The organism is Methanobrevibacter sp. (assembly GCF_045577275.1).
Lineage (GTDB): Archaea > Methanobacteriota > Methanobacteria > Methanobacteriales > Methanobacteriaceae > Methanobrevibacter.
Map to the genome: position 1 here is coordinate 1 of NZ_JAZNIB010000264.1, position 22,762 is coordinate 22,762.

At 34.0% G+C, this 22,762-nt stretch carries 21 protein-coding genes and 1 tRNA gene; 15 read left to right on the top strand and 7 right to left on the bottom strand.

The window, feature by feature from the left end:
* Positions 1-179 precede the first annotated feature (179 nt).
* The 5 genes from ACKI67_RS07700 to truD all read left to right on the top strand — a co-directional run bounded on the left by ACKI67_RS07700 (position 180) and on the right by truD (position 4,823).
* Positions 180-1,967, top strand: coding sequence for a hypothetical protein (locus tag ACKI67_RS07700; protein WP_407462902.1), 1,788 nt, complete (start codon positions 180-182; stop codon positions 1,965-1,967).
* 92 nt (positions 1,968-2,059) lie between these two features.
* A complete protein-coding gene (gene larC / locus ACKI67_RS07705) occupies positions 2,060-2,560 on the top strand; it encodes a nickel insertion protein (protein WP_407462903.1) in 501 nt (166 codons plus the stop codon).
* A 187-nt stretch (positions 2,561-2,747) separates the two neighbouring features.
* Positions 2,748-3,203: a hypothetical protein gene (locus ACKI67_RS07710; protein ID WP_407462904.1), complete on the top strand. Its 456-nt coding sequence runs from the start codon at positions 2,748-2,750 to the stop codon at positions 3,201-3,203.
* Positions 3,204-3,336: 133 nt separating this feature from the next.
* Positions 3,337-3,410: transfer RNA gene (locus tag ACKI67_RS07715), tRNA-Arg, on the top strand.
* A gap of 54 nt (positions 3,411-3,464) precedes the next feature.
* A complete protein-coding gene (gene truD, locus ACKI67_RS07720; protein WP_407462905.1) occupies positions 3,465-4,823 on the top strand; it encodes a tRNA pseudouridine(13) synthase TruD in 1,359 nt (452 codons plus the stop codon).
* Between the two features lie 90 nt (positions 4,824-4,913).
* On the opposite strand, the gene ACKI67_RS07725 is transcribed toward truD, so the two are convergent.
* From ACKI67_RS07725 to ACKI67_RS07740, 4 genes are all read right to left on the bottom strand, one after another.
* Positions 4,914-5,762, bottom strand: a complete 849-nt coding sequence (locus tag ACKI67_RS07725; protein WP_407462906.1) for a TraX family protein — start codon at positions 5,760-5,762, stop codon at positions 4,914-4,916.
* A gap of 86 nt (positions 5,763-5,848) precedes the next feature.
* On the bottom strand, positions 5,849-6,430 hold the full coding sequence (locus ACKI67_RS07730) for a TMEM175 family protein (protein WP_407462907.1): 582 nt from the start codon (positions 6,428-6,430) through the stop codon (positions 5,849-5,851).
* Between the two features lie 41 nt (positions 6,431-6,471).
* Positions 6,472-7,695: a cytosine permease gene (locus tag ACKI67_RS07735; protein WP_407462908.1), complete on the bottom strand. Its 1,224-nt coding sequence runs from the start codon at positions 7,693-7,695 to the stop codon at positions 6,472-6,474.
* An 85-nt stretch (positions 7,696-7,780) separates the two neighbouring features.
* Positions 7,781-8,623, bottom strand: coding sequence for a pyridoxamine kinase (locus tag ACKI67_RS07740; RefSeq protein WP_407462909.1), 843 nt, complete (start codon positions 8,621-8,623; stop codon positions 7,781-7,783).
* A gap of 338 nt (positions 8,624-8,961) precedes the next feature.
* Here ACKI67_RS07740 and ACKI67_RS07745 point away from each other — a divergent pair, with 338 nt between their 5' ends.
* Entirely contained in the window at positions 8,962-9,351 is a 390-nt protein-coding gene (locus ACKI67_RS07745; RefSeq protein ID WP_407462911.1) for a DUF126 domain-containing protein, read from the top strand.
* Between the two features lie 63 nt (positions 9,352-9,414).
* Positions 9,415-10,653: an amidohydrolase family protein gene (locus ACKI67_RS07750; protein ID WP_407462912.1), complete on the top strand. Its 1,239-nt coding sequence runs from the start codon at positions 9,415-9,417 to the stop codon at positions 10,651-10,653.
* A gap of 118 nt (positions 10,654-10,771) precedes the next feature.
* Here ACKI67_RS07750 and ACKI67_RS07755 read toward each other — a convergent pair whose 3' ends face one another.
* On the bottom strand, positions 10,772-11,023 hold the full coding sequence (locus tag ACKI67_RS07755; RefSeq protein WP_407462913.1) for a hypothetical protein: 252 nt from the start codon (positions 11,021-11,023) through the stop codon (positions 10,772-10,774).
* A gap of 226 nt (positions 11,024-11,249) precedes the next feature.
* On the opposite strand from ACKI67_RS07755, the gene ACKI67_RS07760 reads away from it, so the two are divergent.
* A complete protein-coding gene (locus ACKI67_RS07760; protein ID WP_292788823.1) occupies positions 11,250-11,462 on the top strand; it encodes a heavy-metal-associated domain-containing protein in 213 nt (70 codons plus the stop codon).
* A 126-nt stretch (positions 11,463-11,588) separates the two neighbouring features.
* The gene (locus tag ACKI67_RS07765; RefSeq protein WP_407462916.1) at positions 11,589-14,060 is read left to right on the top strand and encodes a heavy metal translocating P-type ATPase; all 2,472 of its coding nucleotides are present in this window, start codon (positions 11,589-11,591) and stop codon (positions 14,058-14,060) included.
* Between the two features lie 122 nt (positions 14,061-14,182).
* Here the strand turns inward: ACKI67_RS07765 and ACKI67_RS07770 are convergent, their stop codons facing one another.
* Together ACKI67_RS07770 and ACKI67_RS07775 are read right to left on the bottom strand one after the other, a co-directional pair.
* Entirely contained in the window at positions 14,183-15,031 is an 849-nt protein-coding gene (locus ACKI67_RS07770; protein ID WP_407462918.1) for a hypothetical protein, read from the bottom strand.
* Between the two features lie 53 nt (positions 15,032-15,084).
* Complete coding sequence (locus tag ACKI67_RS07775; protein WP_407462920.1) at positions 15,085-16,557, bottom strand: TrkH family potassium uptake protein; 1,473 nt, start codon at positions 16,555-16,557, stop codon at positions 15,085-15,087.
* 295 nt (positions 16,558-16,852) lie between these two features.
* On the opposite strand from ACKI67_RS07775, the gene ACKI67_RS07780 reads away from it, so the two are divergent.
* The 6 genes from ACKI67_RS07780 to trpB all read left to right on the top strand — a co-directional run.
* Positions 16,853-18,511, top strand: a complete 1,659-nt coding sequence (locus ACKI67_RS07780) for an anthranilate synthase component I family protein (protein WP_407462922.1) — start codon at positions 16,853-16,855, stop codon at positions 18,509-18,511.
* Between the two features lie 42 nt (positions 18,512-18,553).
* A complete protein-coding gene (locus ACKI67_RS07785; protein ID WP_407462923.1) occupies positions 18,554-19,123 on the top strand; it encodes an anthranilate synthase component II in 570 nt (189 codons plus the stop codon).
* A 106-nt stretch (positions 19,124-19,229) separates the two neighbouring features.
* A complete protein-coding gene (trpD, locus tag ACKI67_RS07790; protein ID WP_407462925.1) occupies positions 19,230-20,237 on the top strand; it encodes an anthranilate phosphoribosyltransferase in 1,008 nt (335 codons plus the stop codon).
* Positions 20,238-20,277: 40 nt separating this feature from the next.
* Positions 20,278-21,054: an indole-3-glycerol phosphate synthase TrpC gene (gene trpC, locus ACKI67_RS07795; protein ID WP_407462927.1), complete on the top strand. Its 777-nt coding sequence runs from the start codon at positions 20,278-20,280 to the stop codon at positions 21,052-21,054.
* Positions 21,055-21,119: 65 nt separating this feature from the next.
* The gene (locus ACKI67_RS07800) at positions 21,120-21,776 is read left to right on the top strand and encodes a phosphoribosylanthranilate isomerase (RefSeq protein ID WP_407462928.1); all 657 of its coding nucleotides are present in this window, start codon (positions 21,120-21,122) and stop codon (positions 21,774-21,776) included.
* 38 nt (positions 21,777-21,814) lie between these two features.
* Positions 21,815-22,762: tryptophan synthase subunit beta (gene trpB, locus ACKI67_RS07805; RefSeq protein ID WP_407462929.1), on the top strand; the 948-nt coding region annotated here is incomplete at its 3' end.

Consider the following 22,762-nt stretch of genomic DNA (forward strand, 5'->3'; position numbering starts at 1 on the left):
TTCTCTAATTTTCGCTATTTTTTATTTTAAAAACTTTTTACATTTTTCATTTTATAATTATTTAAAAATATTTATTTATATTAAAGTTTAAAGTATTACTATATAATAATATAAGGGCGTTATATTATTACAAAGAGTTGATTTTAATTAATTAATAAATAAATATTTAGGTGACACAAATGGAAAATGAAATCATTGCAGCAATTATGGCTTCTACCTTAGATATGGATAATATGACCAGTGATAGGATAGAAGCTTTAACAAAAGGACATGGTATGTTAAATCTTGCAGCAATTTGTTCTGCAAATTCTATTGCAAATGATGTCTTAAGAGGAACAAATATAATGTTGACTGATGAAAATGTTGGCAGACTTCCTATTGATGATATCTTAAGAAAAGCTATTGAAGCTGCAGAGGAATGTGGTGCAGATGCGGCAAATGCAGCATTGATCAGTGCAGCATTATGTTATTTTGCGGGAACTAATGCACAAGCGGGGGTTCCAGCAGGAAACAGGAAATTAGGTGCTATGGCAAGAATAATTGCAGGTGTGGATCGTTGTGGAGTTCTTGCAATCCCTACTCCAAAAGCAAACAATAGGATATCAGGTTATGCAGCAGTAAGAGCAGTTTATGATGAAGTATTCAATAATACCCTAACTCCTATTGAAGGGGCTATTCTTCCTTTAGGTGTAGGTGGAGGTCCATTGTATGGGCATAATGCGTTAGGGGAGGATATTGGATTCTCTGAACTTGCTAAAAAAGGTGCATATGCAGGAACCAAAGGAATGTTAACTGCATATTCAAATGTAGGTATGCCTCCAAGTCCAATAATCGCAGCTATCTTTGGTGTAGCAGCTATCTTGGAAATTGTTCACCCTGATTCTGAAGTTGCAGAGGAATATGGTGAATTCTTTGTAGCAAACAGTGCATATGTTGCAGGTTTGGGTGCTTGTGAAGCAGCAGGTTTACCTGAAAAATTGCATATTAGAGGAACCGGCGAAGAATATGATACTGCAACTGTTGTAGGTGACTTTGGAGTAATCATGAAAGACATTGGAGGTCCTAGTGTAGTTGGTATGATCGCATTTGAAGAAATGCTTTCAGCATTTGAAGAATCATTAGCTATTGGTGCAGGATTCTCTGGCGGTCCATTGCAACCACCTTTAGGTCACATGACTGCAGATGCGGTACTTGCACTTAAAGTCTTGCTTGCAAATGATGGGGATGTTGATAAGGCTGCTGAAGCTATTAATGAAGTAAAATCTAATTTCTATCTTGAGCCAACAATAGCTAAAATAGCTACAAATACCATTGCTCGTAAATCTGAACAAGTTAGAAGAGGACCAGTTACAAAAGCTATGATTTTGGCAACTGAAGGTGCATTGACTGGAGAAACTTTAAGAATTGCAGAATTTACTTACAATAAACTCAATGAAGGAATGACCCTTAAGGAAATCACCAAAGCTCTTGATGATGAAAAACTTAATAATGTTCAAACTGCAGCTTCTGGACTGTTTAGTGGCATGATGGGCAAGGATATCCAAATCAACATTACTAATTATTCTGGAAGGTCACGTAGAAAAGAAAATCCATTCTTAGATAATTATCCTGGTTTTGACACTCGTGCCGATGTAGAAGTAACTGTTGATGGTGAAAAAATAGTCTTTGAAGAATTGGCTAATAAGATCTTACCTGATGCAATGTTAAATAAAAAAATGGATATATTGGAAGCGGTACCTCTTGCAGCAGTCCCTATTACTGAATTGCAATTATGCGGTCACACTATAATCAATGTAATTGTTCCTGCAGCAGTTGCAGGGGCTATGGGATATGCTGAAGGTGATTTAAAAGCCATTGCAAAAGAAGCAGTTCGTGGGGCTTATGTAACATCCTCTATTCCTGGAGGAATGGAAAGGGCTATGGATGTAGCAAAACGTGCAGCTACTATAATGAAAGATTTAAATTAAATTAAATTTTTAAACTGATTTGGCTTGGAAATCCGAGCCATCATTAGTTTTTTAATTTTTTCCTTATGAATATTATCTGACAGGTAGTTTTCATGCTAATAATGACTACAATTGATGATTTGCCTCCTGAAGGCATTCCATATATTACAGATAAAATAATGGATAGTGGAGCTAAAAATGTTCATATAATCAATGCTCTTACTAAAAAAGGAAGGATGGAGTATATTGTACTTGTTGATTTTGAAGAGGAATACTTCGATGACATTTCAAGTCTTTTAGCTTTGGAATTTGGTACAATTGGTATGAAAATCTTTAAGCATGAACATAAAAGGTTCCCATATGAATTAATTGAAAAAAAGGTCTTAATCAATATCAAGGATTCTTCTTTAGAATCTGTTGCTAAAATAAAGTATTTATTTAGTGATGATAATAAATTAATCTCATTAAAAGCGGAATATGAAGATTTGAAACTTTTAGCAAAAGAGTTAAATCAAAAAGGTTTTGATATTTCATTTTCTAAATTAAAAACCATTATTGAGGCGGAAGCTTATAAGAATCCAATTGATTCAGAGTCAATTTTAATTAGTTTGTAATATTCTTTTTTTAATTTTTTTATTTATTTTAATCTTTTTATTTTAAATATAATTTGCATTTTAATCATTATTTTTCAATTTTAATCAAAATCCTAATCTTAAATCAATATTAAACTCATTTTAATGCTTTAAAAAGCTTTTTATAGGATTAAATCAAATATAAATTTACAAATATTCATGTGATTTTATGTTTTATTTAATCAAGGACAATAAGGGATTCATATCTTTAATTGATGCATTGCTTTCTATTTTCATATTGCTTATGGTCCTCATTGCCTTCAATATGATAATTGATATTGATGTCCCAAGTTTATCTGAAGAAAACCGTGATTTCAAGACAAGTCAAGATATTATGGAGATCATGTCATCCAAGGTCGATGGTAGGGATTATACTTTAATTGAAAGAATATCTTATATCTTATCCAGCAATAACAATTCCATTGCCTCAAAAAGAGAAGTAAAATTGTTATTGGATGATTTCTTTTCAGCTTATTTAGATAATAATCATCGTTATGCTTTTGTAGAAAGCAATAATTTGGATGGAGAAGTATTGTCTTCAAACGGAGACTATGAAAGTTCAGACAGGGTCAATGTAGCTATTAGAAACTATGGAAATTACTCCTATAAATTGTATTTATTCTAATTCCTTTTTATCTATTCTACTTTCATTTTTGTGTTCATAGCCAAGATTTATATATTGGAATATACTAATATAATTATGTTATAATAGTACCTGACTTATTTTAGACTATTTTTACTATTTTTCATTTGTTCCTGCCCTGGTGGTGTAGCTTGGATAACACGTGGGACTGCGGATCCCATTCCCCGGGTTCAAATCCCGGCCAGGGCATTTTTATTAATTTATCACTTTTTTTAATTGCAAATTTATTTTCGAGGAATAGTCATGCTTAATGCAAATACTTATGTAACAAATGAAGAAGGTATCGGTGGAACAATAAGAAACAGATGGGAAGACTTCTATGTAGAGGAAATCCCTGAAGTGATTCCAGATGGAGAAGGTCCAAACATCTACATTTGGATTGAAAAATTGGGAAGAACCACCCTTGACGTTTTGCTTGACATTGCAAGGGACCTTCATATTGACAGAAAAAGAATGGGTTTTGCAGGAATGAAGGACAAGAAGGCTATTACTCGCCAATGGATTTGTATAGCCAATATGGACTCTGAAGATCAGTTCAATCAAGTCAAGGCGTTGGAAGGAACCATTCACAACACTGAATTCCTAAAGGTTGTAAGAGGAAGAAAAAAGTTAAGAATGGGTCAACTTAAAGGAAATAAGTTCAGAATCTTGGTTAAGGATATTGATGGAATGGACTGTGATGATGAAAATGAGAGAAAATTAGCTATTGAAGATGCTGCTAAAAGAGCAGATGCCATTTTAAAGACCCTTGAAAAGACTGGGGTTCCTAACTATTTCGGATGGCAAAGATTCGGAAAGCCAAGAACCAATACTCATTTGGTTGGAGAAGCTCTCATTCAAAATGACTTGAAGGAAGCTGTAAGAAGATATATTGGTAATCCTTCACCAGAAGAGGGTGAAGAAGCTAGAGCAGCCCGCCAAGCTTATGATGATGGAGAATGGGAAAAGTCATTGGAATTGATGCACCCAGGAATGCGTTATGAAAAGATGATGCTTAAGGTTCTTATCAAGGAAGAAAAAAGAGCCATCAGAAAGATTGCTGAAAAGGAAGGAATCGAACCAGAAGAAGTTGACAAATCTCAAGTGGAATTGTCAGATAAGGCTTATAAGAATGCAATTCATGCACTTCCAAAGCCTCTTCAAAGAATGTTTGTTCATGCTTACCAATCATTCTTATTCAATGCTGCAGTAAGTGAACGTGTAGCTATGGGAATGGACAAATACATTGAAGGTGATATCGTTATCGATAAGGAAGAGAGAATAGTAAGGGACAAAACAAATGAAGAGTTTCAGGAAATGGTGTCTTCCTTTGAAATAAACCAGACCTGTCCTTTGTATGGTACAAAAGTTCCTTTTGCTGGTGGAGAAGTAGGCAAGATGGAAGAGGCTATTCTAGACAGTTACGGATTGACTAAAGCTGATTTTGAAGTCCCAAAGATGCCTCGTTTAGGAAGCCATGGTTTAAGAAGGGCTATGAGATTCCAGGTATGGGATGCAAGTGCTGTAGCTACTGAAGATGGAGTGATGTGTGAGTTTTCCATTGATAAGGGATCTTATGCAACTGCAGTCTTGAGAGAAGTCATGAAAAAGGATGTTTACTGAATCATCCTTTATTCAATTTAAATCTGTTTTTTCAAGATTTCATTAATAAAACATATTTTTCAAATCTATTTTTCTTATTTCGCTATTTTTTCACACAAGGAACCTGATAAGGCCTAAAATAAGTAAATGTCCGGGATAGAATATATAAAAGAACCATTTATTAAATGCAGATTTCTTGCCTGATTTACCGTTATACATCAAGAAAAACAATGGCACCAAAAACATTCCTATTTTATGTATTTGGAAGTCCATGGTAAAAGCAAAATGGAATGGATTAGCAAATAATCTCACAGTAAATATGTATAGCAATGCAACAACAGTATATAAAGCCCACATTTTCTTAGAATCTTCTTTGAAGAAATAAAAGATTAAACAGAGCAATATGAGGTAGTAATCCCAATTAGAGAATGCTGAAAGCCAAAGAATAAATAGTGTGATGACCAATTTCCAATACTTGGAAATATTGATCTTATCCCATAAATATATTGTAATCAAACCAAGGAATAAAGTTAATATAACACTTGATTCATTGATGGCCAGTGTGGAATTTATAGAGGATAAAAATACATTAGGGTCTATAAATACAGTTCCGCTCGCACTCATGAATTTTGGAATGATAGAACCTGGATACAGGTGAAATGGATTAATGTACGCTGTACGGCACATATTATATGGGATATAAGATATTATTGAGAATATGAGCATTCTTTTCATATATTTATCAATGTCTCTGGTATAATGATATCCTTCAGCAATGGACAGTGCCATAGTTGGTGCTGTCAAACGACTTATTATACCAACAATAATGACAGGTGTGCTTGTGAATGGGAAGAATGAGCATATATGATCGAATAGCATTAAAATAATCACTATATATTTTAAAACATTTTTGTTGATTATTTCGTATTTCTCAAATCGATTATCCTTACTTATATACATGATTTCACTTGTTTAATTAATTATTGATGGCTTTAGTAAATATTTCATTATTTTATTATATTTTATTTTTACTATTTTTTAAGTTTTTAAGTTTTTAAGGAAGCGTATAATGACCTTAAAATTGTGATTAAACAACAGATAATGATTGCAATAGGATATCCAAGCAATGCTATAATGAATCCGACAAGGAATATTACAAAAGGAATATACAATGCATCTCTAATTTTTAGTGCATTTTTTAGGTAATCTTCGTTTTCATGATTTATTTCTAGCAAAGATTTTGCCATAAAGTATAGAATCAGATCAACAAAAATAAAATCAAGACCATACAATGCCTGTGGAATGAACTCATTGGGATGATTTGCAACAAATATTGTTAGATATGGAATCAATGAAAATACAAACATCAATAATATATTTTGCCAAATAATTTTTGTGTTGATTCTAGCAACATGATTGTAGATTATATGGTGGTATTGCCAAAGGTTGGCACATACTAAAAAACTTATTAAATATGCAAAATAAGAAGTTTTCAAAGCCCAAATTGACGCAAGTGATGCAGTTGCCGGTTGTGGCAATTCCAAAACAAGCACTGTTACGATAATTGCAATGATTGCATCATAAAAGGCTTCGAGCCTACCTGTTTCCGTAAAATCTTCTTCAGCCATAATTATAATTTTTTCTTAATGACTATTTATATATTTGTAATCTAGCTATTTTCTGTTTCAGTTAACTTAGATTGGGCTTTATTATTTGCTAAGGCCCCTAAATAAGCCAGTATAGCAGAAACAATTATGGCAAGCAATGTTGGTCCTAATGGAATTGAATCAAGTCCTACAGTCATTTGATAGACAATAAATCCTGCAAACCATGCGAATAGGTTCCAGTACCAAATCTTGGAATGGCCTGACTCTTCTTTAGAAAGATAAAATGAAACCAGAAGCACCGCGGCCATTGGAGCAAACACTGAGGCGATAAGATATAAGAATCCAATGTAGTGGTCCATGATTCCAGAAATGGCAAGCACACAACTTAATATGCTCACAACAACTCCAGCTATTCTTGGATTTATCTTATTGACGATAGCTTTCGCAGATTCTCCTGCGGAATTTGCAGCTACAAAATTTGATGTTACAGTTGAAAGCACTAGAATGATAACTCCTTGAGCCCCAAGACCTGCTATAAGTATTGACTGTGCAATGCTTGTTGTTCCGATTCCAACGATTTGCATACCTAAAATATACATCCAAAGGCTTGCTATGGTGTATGCAACCGCAGAAATCATTGTTCCATTAACGGGATTTTCAACATCCTTAGTATAGTCTGAAATTACAGGAAGCCATGAGATTGGCATTGCAATTGATATTTCAAAAATGTTCCAAAAGCTTAGCGGGGTGGAATTTGCACTTGAAATGGATGCAATAGGCAATGCATTTGAAATATTGCCTCCCAATAACTTGAATGATAGGATTGCAAGCAATATTGTAAGCACCACCATCATGACTGTGGTTACTTTTGATAAACGGTAAAGTCCGACATAAACCCATATTGCAATGATTATTGATAGGATTATGCATGTAAGAGTGAAGGAAATAGGTAAATTCAGACCCATCATCGCTGCTGCACCTTGGGCATTCAGCACAGCTACCCATGCTATAAGCTGCATTACATTCAATGAGGAAAAGAATTTGGAACCATAATTACCAAAAGTGGATCTGATGGTTTCCATTGCATTCACTCGTAGGCGTGCGCCTACTAAACCTGTAAAAAATAGTAATATTCCACCTATAATGTGTCCAAGTATTAATGGAAGCCAAATGGAATCGATTGGTGTTGAGGAAGCAAGCTGTATTCCCGCTTCTATTTCTGAAACAGAGATTGCAACTCCAAACCAGATAACTCCATTTGAAAAAAGACCAGTACGATTTTCCATATTTTGCCTACTTTAAAGGTGGATTCAATAAATAATTTTCAAATATGTTTTTATTTTTTATTTTTTAACAATTAAATTTTGGGGTTTAAAATTCCTTCAACAAATCGTAAAGTTCAGGAATTGCCTGTTCGAATTTAACTCCATAGGTATGGGTCTCATCACCAACAGTCTTTTCGATTGCCTTTTTGGTGAACTCTCCAGCAACTTTCGCTGCAGAGGATGGAGATTTTCCTAACATGGTTGATCCAACAAATGATGAAGCGAAGACATCGCCTGTTCCGTGAGAAACGTAATCTACTTTATCATTGTAAACGATTTCAATGGATTCATCTTGCTTATCGAAAATAATCATTCCCATTTGGTCCTCGTTTTCATATCCTTTCAATATGACATATCTTTTTGTAAATGATGAAAGCTCTTTTGCCATTTCAATCATTTCATCCTTGGAGAATGTTTCTTTCCAAGGTTTATGGAGGATATAACAAGCTTCAGTTGTGTTAGGGAGGATATAGTCTCCTAATTTACAAAGCTCTCCCATAGCATCTGCGAATTCCTGGTCAAATCCATTGTAGAATTCACCATGGTCTGCCATAGCAGGATCCACGAAGACAAGTCCGCCTTCTTTTAATCTTGAGTCTATAATGTCTTTAATGTAATCTAATTGTTCTTGTGATGCAATGAAACCAGTGTAAATAGCATCAAATGATATTCCTTCCTTTTCCCAATGTTTTCTAATTTCAGGAAGGTCTTCAGTTAAGTCTCTAACTGTGAAATCTGTAAAACCTGAGGTATGTGTAGATAATACTGCAGAAGGAAGAATTGCAGTTTCAATTCCAAAAGCAGAGACTACAGGAAGTGCAACGGTTATTGAGCACTGTCCATAGCATGAAATATCTTGTATAGTTAAAATTTTAATTGTTTCGTTCATTCTTTCAAACCTATTAGTATTTTTAATAATTACAGTTAATTACTATTTTATTTTTAATATATAATTATTTTTGTAATTAACTTAATTTATTTTTAAACATTCATATGTCCATATGAGGTTATTATAACAATTAATAACAAATATATAACAATTGTTATATTCATTATTTTTTATCACTTATTGTATATAAAACTTTGTAAAGAGCTATTTTTTAAAGATTTTTATAATAGAATTGATAAAATAAATATATTTATTGATAATTTTAAAAAATTTAAAAATTTTAATTTTTCTTAATTATTAAAAAAATATTTATTTTATTTATTTTCACATGTGATTTTATGATAGAATGCAGAAATATTTCTAAAGGAAAGGCAGAAGGGGAATTAATTGTATCCAGTGAAGCAATTAGTTTTTTAGGTGGAGTAGACCCAGAAACAGGAATAGTCATTGACCCAAATCATGAACTCAAAGGCCAATCCATTAAGGATAAGGTGCTTTTCATTCCAGGAGGAAAAGGATCAACTGTAGGGTCTTATGTAATCTTCCAAATGATGAAAAACAATACAGCTCCAAATGCGATTATTTGCCTAAAGGCAGAACCTATTATAGCTACTGGTGCTATCATGTCCGACATTCCAATGGTTGATTCTCCATCAAGTGTTGAAGAATTGGTAAATGGTCAAATGGTAGAAGTAGACAGTGATAATGGTAAAATAACCTTATTATAATCAATATAATTATTATTCAATAATCATCATTCAGTATAAAATAAATCTATTATGGGTGATTTTATGTCATCAATTTATATTAAAAATGTAAATATTATTAATCCTTTTAGTGAGGAACCTCTTAAAGAGCGTCATGTTTTAATTGAAAACGGCAGAATTAAGTCTTTGCATACAGAGGAATCATCATTATACAAAGACCATATTGTAATCGATGGTGAAGATGATTATCTCCTGCCTGGTTTTATAGATTCACATGCTCATATCATGGCAAATGGATTTCATAAAGAGGATATAATGAAAGACCCTCTTTCATACTACTTTTACAATGGGGTAGCTAATATGAAAGCAACCGTTGATGCAGGTGTTACCACTGTTCGTGATACTGGTCTTGCAGATATCGGCGTTAAAATGGCTCAAGAAAGAAAGATATTCCCAGCCCCTAGATTAAACATTTCAATAAAGCCTTTAGCCATTACCGGTGGACATTTTGACCATTATTTGAATTCCGGCTTTGATATGGAAATTTCATATCCTGGGTTCCCAGTAGGAACCTGTGATGGAGTAGAAGGGGTTTTAAGAAAAACCCGTGAAGTGATTAGGGCTCGTGCAGATTTCATTAAGATTATGGCAAGCGGTGGAATTTTATCTCCATATACCTCTCCAGACATTGCTCAATTCAATAAAAAGGAATTGAAGACAATTGTCGATGAAGCTGGCAATCATAATTTGAAGGTAGTGGCCCATTGTCATAGTAAGGAAGGAATTGAAAGATGTGCAAAGGCAGGTGTAAAATCAATTGAGCATGGTACCTTCATTGACAAGAAGACTTCACAGCTTCTTGCAAAAAAGAGAGTGTATCTTACCCCGACATTGGTTGTTCACCACACACTTATCAAAGAGGGATTCCCTGTTTGGGATAATTTCGCTGATGATAAGGTAAAAAAACTAAAAGAAGTTGTTAAAATTCAAAAGGAAAATATTTCCACTGCTTATGAAGAGGGAGTAAGTTTCCTAATGGGTTCTGACTGTGGTGTAATAGATCATGGAAGAAACCTTGGTGAATTGAAATATCTTGTTGATATAGGTTTAAGCCCTCTTGAAGCTATTCAAGCAGGAACAATTGATGGGGCTAAATTCTTCAATCAGGAAAATGAATTAGGTTCAATTGAAGAAGGGAAAATAGCAGATATGATCATTGTTAAGGAGAATCCTATTGAAAAGATAGGATCCTTGGCAGATAATGACAATATCCTAACAGTAATCCAAGATGGAAAGATATTGAAGCATAAACCTATCTATTGAAAAAATAGCAGCAAAAATAAAAAAATTAGGCGATGGGAAGTAAAATAATAAGTAAAGAATAATAAGTAAAAATTAGTAAAAAAATAAAAAAGAGATAATGAATTATTATCTCTTAAAATTATTTTCTTTTGAAAATTCCCATTATTTTGTTTAGGATACCGGTTGCAAGAAGACCTGCACCGATAGTGTAGATTGTTTCAGCTTGTGCCTTATCTACGCCTAATTTTTCAGCAATCAAGTTAACTATGACGTCTTTACCTTTGTCTCCACCGATAAAGTTGTTTTGGAAAATTTCGTTAACCATGCCACCTTGGTCTTCGGTCAAGTTAGCTTGTTTCATAATTTCTTGAATAAAATCTGCTTCGTTCATAATATTTTATATATACTTTATAGTATTAATATTAAACTGATTTATATTCATTTGTATTTTATTTTTTTCATAATTTTTTACGTGTTCATTCAATTTTTTCACTATTTTTTTTGAAAATGATTTCAATTTTTTAGGTATGCCAAAAACTTATATTGGTGTGGGTATAAATATTATATCATAACATAAATTATTATAATTATAAAAAATTTTTTTATAGGTGAAACTTATGGCAATCGATAAAAAAGAAGTAAAAGTCGTTGGAATGCACTGTCCTTCATGTGCAAAAGCTGTTGAACTTTGCATGATGGATTTAGATGGTGTGGAATCTGCTGTTGTAGATTTAGACGCTAATAAAGTAGAAGTTGAATACGATAATGAAAAAGTTTCTGATGTGGATTTAGCTGGTGCAGTTAAAGAAGCAGGATTTGAAGTAGAATAATTAAAATAGTTTTTTACTATTTTTTTTATTTTGCTATGTTTTAACATTAATTTTTTTATTTTTCATTTTCATTTAATTTTTTAGACTATTTTTTATTATTAATAATGATTAATTAGGGGAAATTATATGGCTCAAAAAGAATTGGATATTCCAGTAGATGGTATGCACTGCTCTTCATGCTCTTTGCTTGTAGAGAAATCACTCGGTAAGCTTGATGAAGTGGAATCCATCAATGTGGACTTAAACACTAATAAGGCACATATGGTATTGAACGATAAGATTTCTCCTGATGTCATTGACAAGACTGTAGAGTCTGTAGGATTTACAGTTCCAAAAGATGAAGTTGTAATTCAGATTGATGGCATGCATTGTGCTTCATGCGTCAACAATGTGGAAAGGTTCTTGCCACGTGTTGATGGTGTAGTTGAAGCCAATGCCAATTTATCCAATCAAAAGGTTACCATCAAATACTATAGGGATATGCTAAACCTCAAGGAGATTCAAAAAACCATTGAAATGTTGGGATTTGAATACATAGGTCTTGATGGTGAACTTGATGTGATGGATGAAGAGGAAAGATACCAAAAGGATCTAAGAGGCAAATTATACAGGATCATTGTAGGTCTTTTCTTTGCAGCAATATTGATGGCTATAATGCATTTCCATTATACTATTCCTCCATTGACTATGGGCCAATTGTCCTTGATAATAGCTATTTTTCCATTCTGCTATGTAAGCTATCCAATTTTAAAGGCAGGTTGGAACTCCTTTAAACATAAGAACTTGGATATGGACGTAATGTACTCAATGGGTATTCTTGTAGCGTTTGTATCAAGTGTACTCGGTACCTTTGGAATAGTTCTTGATTCAAGCTTCATGTTTTATGAATCTGCAGTGATGTTGCCTTCATTTTTGACAATCGGCCGTTATCTTGAAGCAAGGGCTAAGAGAAAAACATCCTCTTCCATCAAGGAGCTTATTGGTCTTCAGCCAAAAACAGCCACTCTTGTAACAACTGATGATGAAGGAAACACAGTAGAAAAGGAAATAGATATCGAAGATATTAAGATAGGCGATATTCTACTTGTCAAACCTGGTGAAAAGATACCTGCAGATTCTATTGTAGTTGATGGTGAAAGTTATGTTGATGAAGCCATGATTACAGGGGAACCTGTTCCTAAACTTAAAAAGGCAGGAATTGATGTTTTCTCCGGTACAATTAACCAAGATGGTGCATTAAAGGTTGAAGCACAGAAGATAGGTTCTGAAACAGTTTTATCACAAATCATTCAGCTTGTGGAAAAGGCGCAAGGATCAAAACCCCCTGTACAAAGACTTGCAAATAAGATTGTATCATGGTTTATACCGGTAATTCTTACAATTGCAATCATTGTGTTCCTATTATGGTACTTTGTAGGTCATTCAGGCTTATTGTTTGCATTGACTTGTCTCATATCAGTTCTTGTTGTTGCGTGTCCATGTTCACTTGGTCTTGCTACTCCAACAGCAGTTACTGTAGGTGTTGGAAGAGCTGCCGAGTATGGAATACTAATCAAGAATGGTGAAACATTGGAAAGTTCCAAAGACGTTGACGTATGTGTTTTCGACAAGACCGGAACCATCACCGAAGGTAAGCCGGAAGTGGCAGACATTGAAACATTTGATATGGAAGAGGGGAAGTTCCTCCAAATTTTGTCAAGTGTTGAAAACAATTCTAATCACCCTATTGCCAAATCCATCTTAAACAGATTCAAATCTGACAATATCAAATTGGCAAATGAAGGGAAGGATGATCTCCAGCTTTTAGCTGTAGATGAATTTGAAAACATAACTGGAAAGGGTTTAAGGGCCAATGTAGATATTGATGGTGAACAAAAAGTTGTTTTGGCAGGTAACCTTAAGCTTATGGAATCAGAACAAGTGGAAGTTTCCAAAGAGGTCTTAGACAAGTTTGATGCATTTGTAAATGATTCAAAAACAACCATTGTCATGGCTGTTGATGGTGAAATAAAAGGAATCATAACTTTAATGGATAAGATTAAACCTAGTTCCAAAAAGGCTATTGATGAACTGCATAAGATGGGTATTGAAACATATATGCTTACAGGAGACAATGAAAAGACAGCTTCTTCCGTAGCGAATGCTGTTGGCATTGATAATGTAATGGCTAATGTGCTTCCTAATGACAAGCTTGATAAGGTTCAAGCACTTCAAAAAGAGGGCAAAAGGGTCTTGTTTGTTGGTGATGGGATCAACGATGCTCCTGCATTGTCTCAGGCAGATGTCGGTGTAGCTATGGGAAACGGTACTGATATTGCTATGGAAAGCGGAGACATTGTAATTATGGAGGGAGACCTTGAAAATGTGGTGGCTTCCATACAGTTCTCTAAAAAAGTGATGACAAGAATTAAGGAAAACCTTTTCTGGGCATTTGCATATAATATGTTGCTTGTTCCTGCAGCAGCTGGACTTCTATTCATATTGTTTGGCATAGTGTTTAGGCCAGAATGGGCAGGACTTGCTATGGCATTAAGTTCCGTTACTGTGATTAGTTTATCACTGCTATTGAAACGTTACGTGCCACCAATTAAAAGGTAAGTTAAAAAAATAGTGTTGAGGATAATTGTTTATCCTCTTTTTTATAATATTCTTTTTTTAATAATTTTTTTAAAATAGTGTATCTTAATAAAAACTAATTTTTTAATATTTTTTTTAAAATATTATTTTTTATTTTCTTCTTTTTCTAAATCACTATTCATATCAGAGTTATTGTTCCTTATCAACTCTTCTAATTCTTCAAATCTTTTATTGAAGTGTCTTGAGAGAAGTGCTGTAGTTAATGTAGCTGTACCTACTCCAGATAGTATGTATCCTCCCCAAACAAGGAAGAGGCTATTTAATTTACCTATGACACTATCCCCTAATACGGCATAACCATTACTTGTGAATGCATTTGAAACCATTACCAAGGAATCTAAGAGATCTTTTCCCTCGGTAAATGATGTGAAAATAAAACTGATAAATACAAGTCCAAATAATAATAGGATACTTATTCCTAATCCGTTTGATTCTGTATAATGAATGAACTTGGTGTAATAGATTTTTATTACATACGCCAATCCTATAAAGTGAAGAACTAATAATATTAATATCAGTATTGCCGGTTCATCAAAGGTCATATGTGCTAATGAAGATAATGGAAGTAATAGTATAAAGATTAATTTTTCCATTTTGCCTTCTTTTTTAATTGCCAAACAAGCAATTAATGATGCAACTATATCAAAAAATATGAAATGCACGTAAAACTCAGTTGTAGCCCAAAATATTAATGAATAAATGATATCTACAAAACAAATTGTCAAGATGATTAGATAAAATACTTGCTTTAATGTTTGAGTCTCTTCTTCAGGCAGATATTCTCTTGAATTCAATAGTCTGTTATGCCTAAATTTCAATATGTATCTAAGAAGATAGGAACTTCCAAAATAAAGTGCCAGAAATACCAATACATATACGATTAGGAATACCAAACGTTCATAGGGTCCTAAAAAACTAAATATTCTATCCATGCTTCTCCTCTGTATCTTTTTAATATAATATTTCTGTTTTTATCTTAATTAAATTAACTTATTTTATTTTGCAATGATCTTTTTATCAACTTAAGGGTTTGTTTGAAACTGCCGTATCCCAGTTTGATTGTTAGTAGAATAGGAATTATCTCCAATCTTCCTAGCCACATTAAAAATATCAGCATTGCCTTCGGAAGGGTGTCTAGGCTCGCATTAATTGCGCCTGTACTCAAACCGACATTACCTATTGTGGATGTGACATCAAACAGTGCATTCATCGGATTGTCTGTATAGAATGACATTATTATCCATCCAATCAATAGGAAGAACAAATAGACTGCAATGTATGAAGAAGATTCTTTCATTTCCCCTTCGCCTATTGTCTTCTCAGATATCTTGGTGTTTAAAACTCTTCCTGGAGAAACAACATTTAAAACGGTAATGTTTATGCTTTTCAAGACAGTGATTACCCTAATGAGCTTTACAGCACCTACTGTTGATCCTGAAGAACCACCCATAACCATCAATGCCATTATGACTATCAAAACTGAAGGTGCCCATGATGCCAATTCGCTTGGAGTTGCTATATTTGCACCTGTTGTTGTAATTGCTGAAACGATATGGAATACGACATTCATAGGAGCCATATGTGTAATCAATGCAACTATTATTCCACTAATCACAATGCTTATAATCATAAATCTGAATTGAACATCCTTTATCAAAGCAAAGCTTTTGGCCTTATACATCTTATAATGAACTGTAAAGCTTGTTGCACCTAATATCATCAGGAACATTGTTATTATGTATATCATATTATTGTTGTAAAATCCAACATTTGCATTTTTTATGGACATTCCACCAGTGGATATTGTTGTAAAGGTCAGATTCACTGCATCGAAAATAGGCAGTCCAGCCAGAATGTAGAGGAATATTCCTATTATGGTATAAAACCCATATATCTGGATTGTTTTATTAAGTGTGTTTCTTATATTTGGCTTTATCCTGTCTTCTCTTGCCTCGGACTTATATAATTTAAATGCAGAAGTTCCAGGCTTGATGAGTACACTTATAAAGATGATTACTACTCCTAGGCCTCCAACCCATTGTTCCAAACTTCTTAAAAATAGTATAGACATTGGCAAGGATTCAACATCACTAATCATGGTCAATCCACTGCCTGTCCATGCAGAAATGTTTTCAAAAAAGGCATCTATGAATGACATGTCCAATATCAGCATCATGATCAATGCAGCTACAAATCCTGCCCATAGCCATGCAATACTTGATATAAGCATACTATGCTTAAACTTAAGCTTATCATATTCCCTAAATTTATAAACAAAAAGATATCCTAATCCAATTGAAATCAAAGGTGGAATCAAACCTATTGGATAACAGAATTCCATAGAGAGAACATCTACGAGTATAGGAACCAATAGCACTGCTCCTATTCCAATCATGATATTTCCAAGATAATGTAAAATAATCTTAATATCTTGTCTTGATAGATAGTTTAACCTCATAAATCCACCTTTAGAACATTCTCACTTGAATATGGGTTTTGAATAATTCAATTATTTTTTATTATTTTTTTATTTTAAAATTGTTATTCCTATTTTAAATATTGTATATTATTATATTTGATATTATTAAACTTTTTTATAGATTAATTATAATGCTCCTTCGATTATTCTGCTTTTAATATAATGTACATTTTTATACAACAAAGATTTAAATAGTACATTATACATAATAAAATATACATTTTATAATAATTTATAAATAAATTAATCAATTGTTTAAAAAGGAGATTAGGAAATGTTTTACCCCAATATAGAAGAAGCAAAAGAAATAGCTAAGGATAAATCCTATAAAAGGATTCCTATTAGCTATGAGATATTTTCAGATAGCAAGACTTCAATAGAAGTTTTAAGAAGACTTAGAATATTAAGCAATCACTGTTACATGCTAGAAAGTGTTGAAGATTCTAAAAATTGGGGTAGATACAGTTTTCTTGGATTCAATCCTATTCTTGAACTTACTTGTCAAGATGGCAATCTTACCATCAAGGGCAAATCCAGTTTCAGCGATTGTGAAATTGAAGACAGTCAAGAGAATTGTTTTAATGTTAAAACAGATAATCCAGGGGAATATATTCGTCAAATCGTAGAGGAAAACAAATCTCCAAAACTTGAAGGAATTCCTCCTTTTTCAGGAGGTTTAGTAGGTTACTTTTCATATGATTACATCAAATATAGTGAGCCATCACTTGTTTTGGATGCTCAGAATCAGGATGCCTTTAAAGATGTAGACCTTATGCTTTTTGATAAGGTTATTGCCTTTGATAACTATAAGCAAAAGATCGTTGTCATTGTCAATATGGAAATCAACAATGAGAATAATGGAAATGCTGAAACTTCTCTTGAAGAAAGTTACGATGATGCATGCAGGTCCATTGAAGACATAATCAGTATCATTAAGGCGGATAATATTGTTGATTTGTTGGATGATGACTTCAATCATCATTTAACCAATAAAAAGACAATTGAAGCTAGTCAAAAAATGAATGAAATTGATTCACTTGAAGAAATGAACAGAATTAGAAAGGAAATCACCAAACATTTGCCTTTTGAACTCAAATCAGATTTCAGATACCTCTTTTCAGAAGAAGAGTACTGCAAGATGGTGGAAAGTGCTAAAGACTACATAAGAGAGGGAGACATATTTCAGGTGGTTCTATCAAATAGGATTGAAGCGGATATTGAAGGAAGCCTATTTGATGTTTATAGGGTTCTTAGAACTACAAATCCTTCCCCTTATATGTTCTATTTCTCAAGTGATGATATAGAGATAGCAGGTGCAAGCCCTGAAACTCTTGTAAAACTTGTTGACGATCAGATTTACACTTTCCCTTTAGCTGGAACCCGTCCGAGGGGGAAAACAGATGAAGAAGACAAAGCATTGGAGGAAGAGTTGCTTGCTGACGAGAAGGAATTGGCTGAACACAATATGCTTGTTGACCTTGGGAGAAATGATATTGGCAAGATAAGTGAGATAGGTTCAGTTAAGGTAAATAGGTACATGGATATTGTACGGTTTTCCCATGTAATGCATATTGGTTCAACTGTTGAAGGCATTCTAAGAGAGGACCATGACTATTTGTCTGCAATAGATTCAATCTTGCCTGCAGGAACATTGTCTGGAGCCCCTAAGATAAGGGCATGTGAGATAATCAATGAACTTGAAGACAATAAGAGAGGGATTTATGGTGGAGCTATTGGATATATTGATCTTACTGGCAATTTAGACACCTGCATTGCGATAAGAATCGCATTTGCAAGGGATAATAAGGTATTCATCAGAGTTGGTGCAGGAATAGTTGCAGATAGCGTTCCGGAAAATGAGTTTATAGAATGTAACAATAAGGCAAAAGCGGTTATGAATGCCTTAAGAATATCAAATGGAGGAATAGAATAATTGGACTGAATCAAAGTTCAATTACTGTTTAAAGGTGATTTAATGATTTTATTGATAGACAATTATGATAGTTTTGCATATAATCTGTTCCAATTGCTTGGTGAGGTAAATCCGGACATAGTGGTCTATAGAAACGATAAGATAGGCATCGATGAAATTAGAAAGATGAATCCTGAAGCAATAGTGTTATCTCCAGGTCCTGGAAAGTGTGAAGATGCAGGAATTTGCATTGATGCAGTTAAGGAATTTTATGATGAGATTCCAATTTTAGGGGTCTGCTTAGGTCATCAGTCAATCTGTACAGCATTTGGCGCTAAGGTTTCCTATGCAAAAAGGCTAATGCATGGAAAGTCTTCAAGAATTTCTTTAGAGGATGATCCTATCTTCAATGGTCTTTCTAATGAAATAACTGTTGGAAGATACCATTCTTTAAGTTTGTTGGAGGACACTCTTCCAGACTCATTGGAGGTCATTTCGAAAGCAAAGGATGATGGTGAGGTTATGGCTGTAAAGCATAAGGAATATGATGTTTACGGGCTCCAATTTCACCCTGAATCAATATTGACACCAGATGGACTAAGAATTATAGAGAATTTTTTAAATAAAATATAAATAATTGTATGAATTAACATTAATTGAGAATTTTTTAAATAAAGTATAAATAATTGTAGAATTAACATTAATTGGGAATATTTTAAAAAAACAAGAAAGGGATTTTATGATTAAGGAAGCTATTTTAAAAGTGTATAAACATGAGGATTTAACATATGATGAGGCTTATGAGACAATGGACGAAATCATGAGCGGCAAAGCAAGTGAAGTTCAAATGAGCGCATATTTAACTGCAATGTCCATGAAAGGCGAAACAATTGAAGAGATTACCGCATCTGCTGAAGCTATGAGGGCTCATTGTGTAAGATTATTGAATGATGAAGAAGTTTTGGAAATCGTTGGAACTGGGGGAGACGGTTCAAACACTTTTAATATTTCCACAACATCATCCATCGTGATTTCAGCTGCAGGGGTTCCTGTAGCAAAGCATGGAAACAGATCCGCTTCAAGCAAATGTGGTGCTGCAGATGTATTGGAGGAGTTAGGTGTAAACATTCACATAAGTCCTGAAAAGAGTTTAAGTTGCTTAAAGGAGATTAATTTATGTTTCCTCTTTGCTCAAAACTATCATTTGTCAATGAAATATGTTGCAGGTGTAAGAAAGGAGCTTTCCATCAGAACAATTTTCAATATTTTAGGGCCATTGACCAGCCCTGCAGGTGCTTCAATGGAAGTGTTGGGAGTATATGAAAAGGAACTTATTGAACCACTTACAGATGTATTGAAGAATTTAGGGGTTAAATCTGCAATGGTAGTTTATGGATTGGATGTGATGGATGAGATCTCAGCAAGTGACAAGACTGCAGTATGTGAACTTAAGGATGGCGAAACCAGAACATATGAGCTTTCTCCAGAGGATTTCGGAATGGATATTTCATCTAAAGAAGACCTTGTAGGTGGAGATGCAAAGGAAAATGCTGAAATCACTTTAGCGGTTTTAAATGGAGAAAAGGGACCTAGAAGAAATGCGGTTCTTTTAAATTCCGCTGCAGGATTATATGTTGCAGGTAAAGTGGATTCATTGGAAGAAGGAATTAGCTTAGCTGAAGAAGTCATCGATTCTGGAAAGGCATTGAAACAGCTTGAAAGGTTTATTGAGGTTACAAACAGATAATTATCATAGATTTTAGTTTTTATGTAAACAGATGATTCTTATGTTAGATAAAATTGTTGCAAAGACTGAGGAAAGGTTGATTGAAGCAAAAAACAAGAAGTCTTTGGAGGAACTGAAGGAGGAAGTGTCCAAGTTAAAGATTAATGATGATTTTCCTTTTAAGGAAGCTTTGAAAGACCCTGAAATTGCAATCATTGCGGAAGTCAAGAAAGCTTCCCCTTCAAAAGGACTGATTGCAGAGGATTTTGATTATATTGAAATAGCAAAGGAATATGAACAGGCTGGAGCTTCAGCAATATCCGTCTTGACAGAACCATATTTTTTCCAAGGATCTAACGATTTTCTGCATGAAATTTCTGAAAATGTCAATATTCCACTTCTAAGAAAAGATTTCACTATAGATGAGTATATGATATGGGAGGCAAAATCATTAGGTGCCTCAGCTATTCTATTGATTGTTTCTATACTTGATGATGATCAATTGAAGGACTATTTGGATTTGGCTCATGAATTAGGGCTTTCAGCGATTGTTGAAACCCATGACGCTAAGGAAATCAAATCTGCAATAGATGCAGGTGCACAGATTATCGGCGTTAACAATAGAAATTTGGCTGATTTTACAGTAGATATTAATAATAGCATTAACTTACGTAGTCTTGTAAGTGATGATATAACTTTTATTTCCGAAAGCGGCATCAAAACAAAGGAAGATGTTACAAGATTAAAGGAAAACAATGTTGATGCGGTTTTGATTGGTGAAACCTTAATGAAAAGTGATGATAAGAAGGCTATGATTTTTCAGTTGAAAAATGGTTAATGGTTTGTAATGATAGGAAGGATATTTTTTCAGTTGAAAAACAGCAATTGATTGGGAGTTGAAGAATGGTTAAGATAAAGATTTGTGGAATGAGACGTTTGGAAGATATTGAAATGGCAAATAGATATAAGCCAGATTACATTGGTTTTGTTTTTGCTGAAAGTCCACGTAAGGTATCATATGAGCAAGCAAAGGAATTATCAAGCCATTTGGACGAGGATATTATCCCTGTTGGAGTCTTTGTTAATGAGCATATGAGACTCATTGTAGACCTATTTAAAGATGGAATAATAAAAATGGCTCAGCTTCATGGGGATGAGGATGAAAATTATATAAGGAACTTAAAAGATAAATCAAGTGAAGAGACAGGTAAAGAAATGCCGATTATCAATGCAATTGAAATTAAATCCAATGATGAGAATAATTGCGATAATTCTAATGATAAACTATTGGAGTGGCGAGATTCCGCATCTGACTATTTTATATTAGACAGTGGAAAGGGGTCCGGTAAAACATTCGACTGGAGCTTGATTGATAAGAATAGTGAATTTTTTAAGAATTCCATCTTCTTGGCTGGAGGTCTAAACAGTGAAAACTTGACTTTAGCCATTGATGAATTCAATCCATTTGCAGTAGATTTAAGCAGTTCTGTTGAAACAGATGGATTCAAGGATGAAGAGAAAATTAGAGAAATCATTGATATTATGGATAATTACAGGTAACGATAATAATTTTTAATTTTTAAAACTGGAGATAAAACATGAGTAGAGGTAGATTTGGAGTTCATGGCGGACAATATATGTCTGAAACACTAATGAATGAACTCTTGAACTTGGAAAAACAATATAATCATTTTAAGGAAGATCCTGAATTTGTAGAGGAATTGAACACTCTATTGAAGGAATATGCAGGAAGGCCTTCCTTATTATACTATGCAAAGAGAATGACAGAGGACCTTGGCGGGGCTAAGATTTATCTGAAACGTGAAGACCTAAACCATACCGGTGCACATAAAATCAACAATGTGCTCGGTCAATGTCTCCTTGCCAAAAAGATGGGCAAGACCAGAGTCATTGCAGAAACAGGTGCAGGTCAGCATGGAGTGGCAACAGCTACTGCAGCAGCCCTATTAGGTATGGAATGTGAAGTCTTTATGGGTGAAGAGGACACCAAGCGTCAAGCATTGAATGTATTTAGAATGGAGCTTCTTGGAGCAAAGGTCCACACTGTCACAACCGGTTCCAAAGTCTTGAAGGATGCAGTTAATGATGCATTCAGAGAATGGATTTCAAGAGTTGATGACACTCATTATGTAATCGGTTCTACAATGGGACCACACCCATTCCCAACAATCGTAAGGGATTTTCAGGCGGTTATTAGTGAAGAGATTAAAGAGCAAATATTAGAGCTTGAAGGAAAGTTGCCAAATATGGTTATTGCCTGTGTTGGCGGTGGAAGTAATGCTATGGGAGCATTCTATAACTTCTTGGAAGATGGAGAGGTGCAATTGGTTGGTGTTGAAGCTGCAGGAAAGGGAATTGATACAGAATTCCATGCAGCAACAATAGCTAAGGGAGAGCTTGGAATTTTCCATGGAATGAAATCATATTTCTGTCAAGGAAACTATGGTCAGATTTCTCCAGTTTACTCAATCTCTGCAGGGCTTGACTATCCTGGAATCGGGCCTGAACATGCTTATCTGCATGAT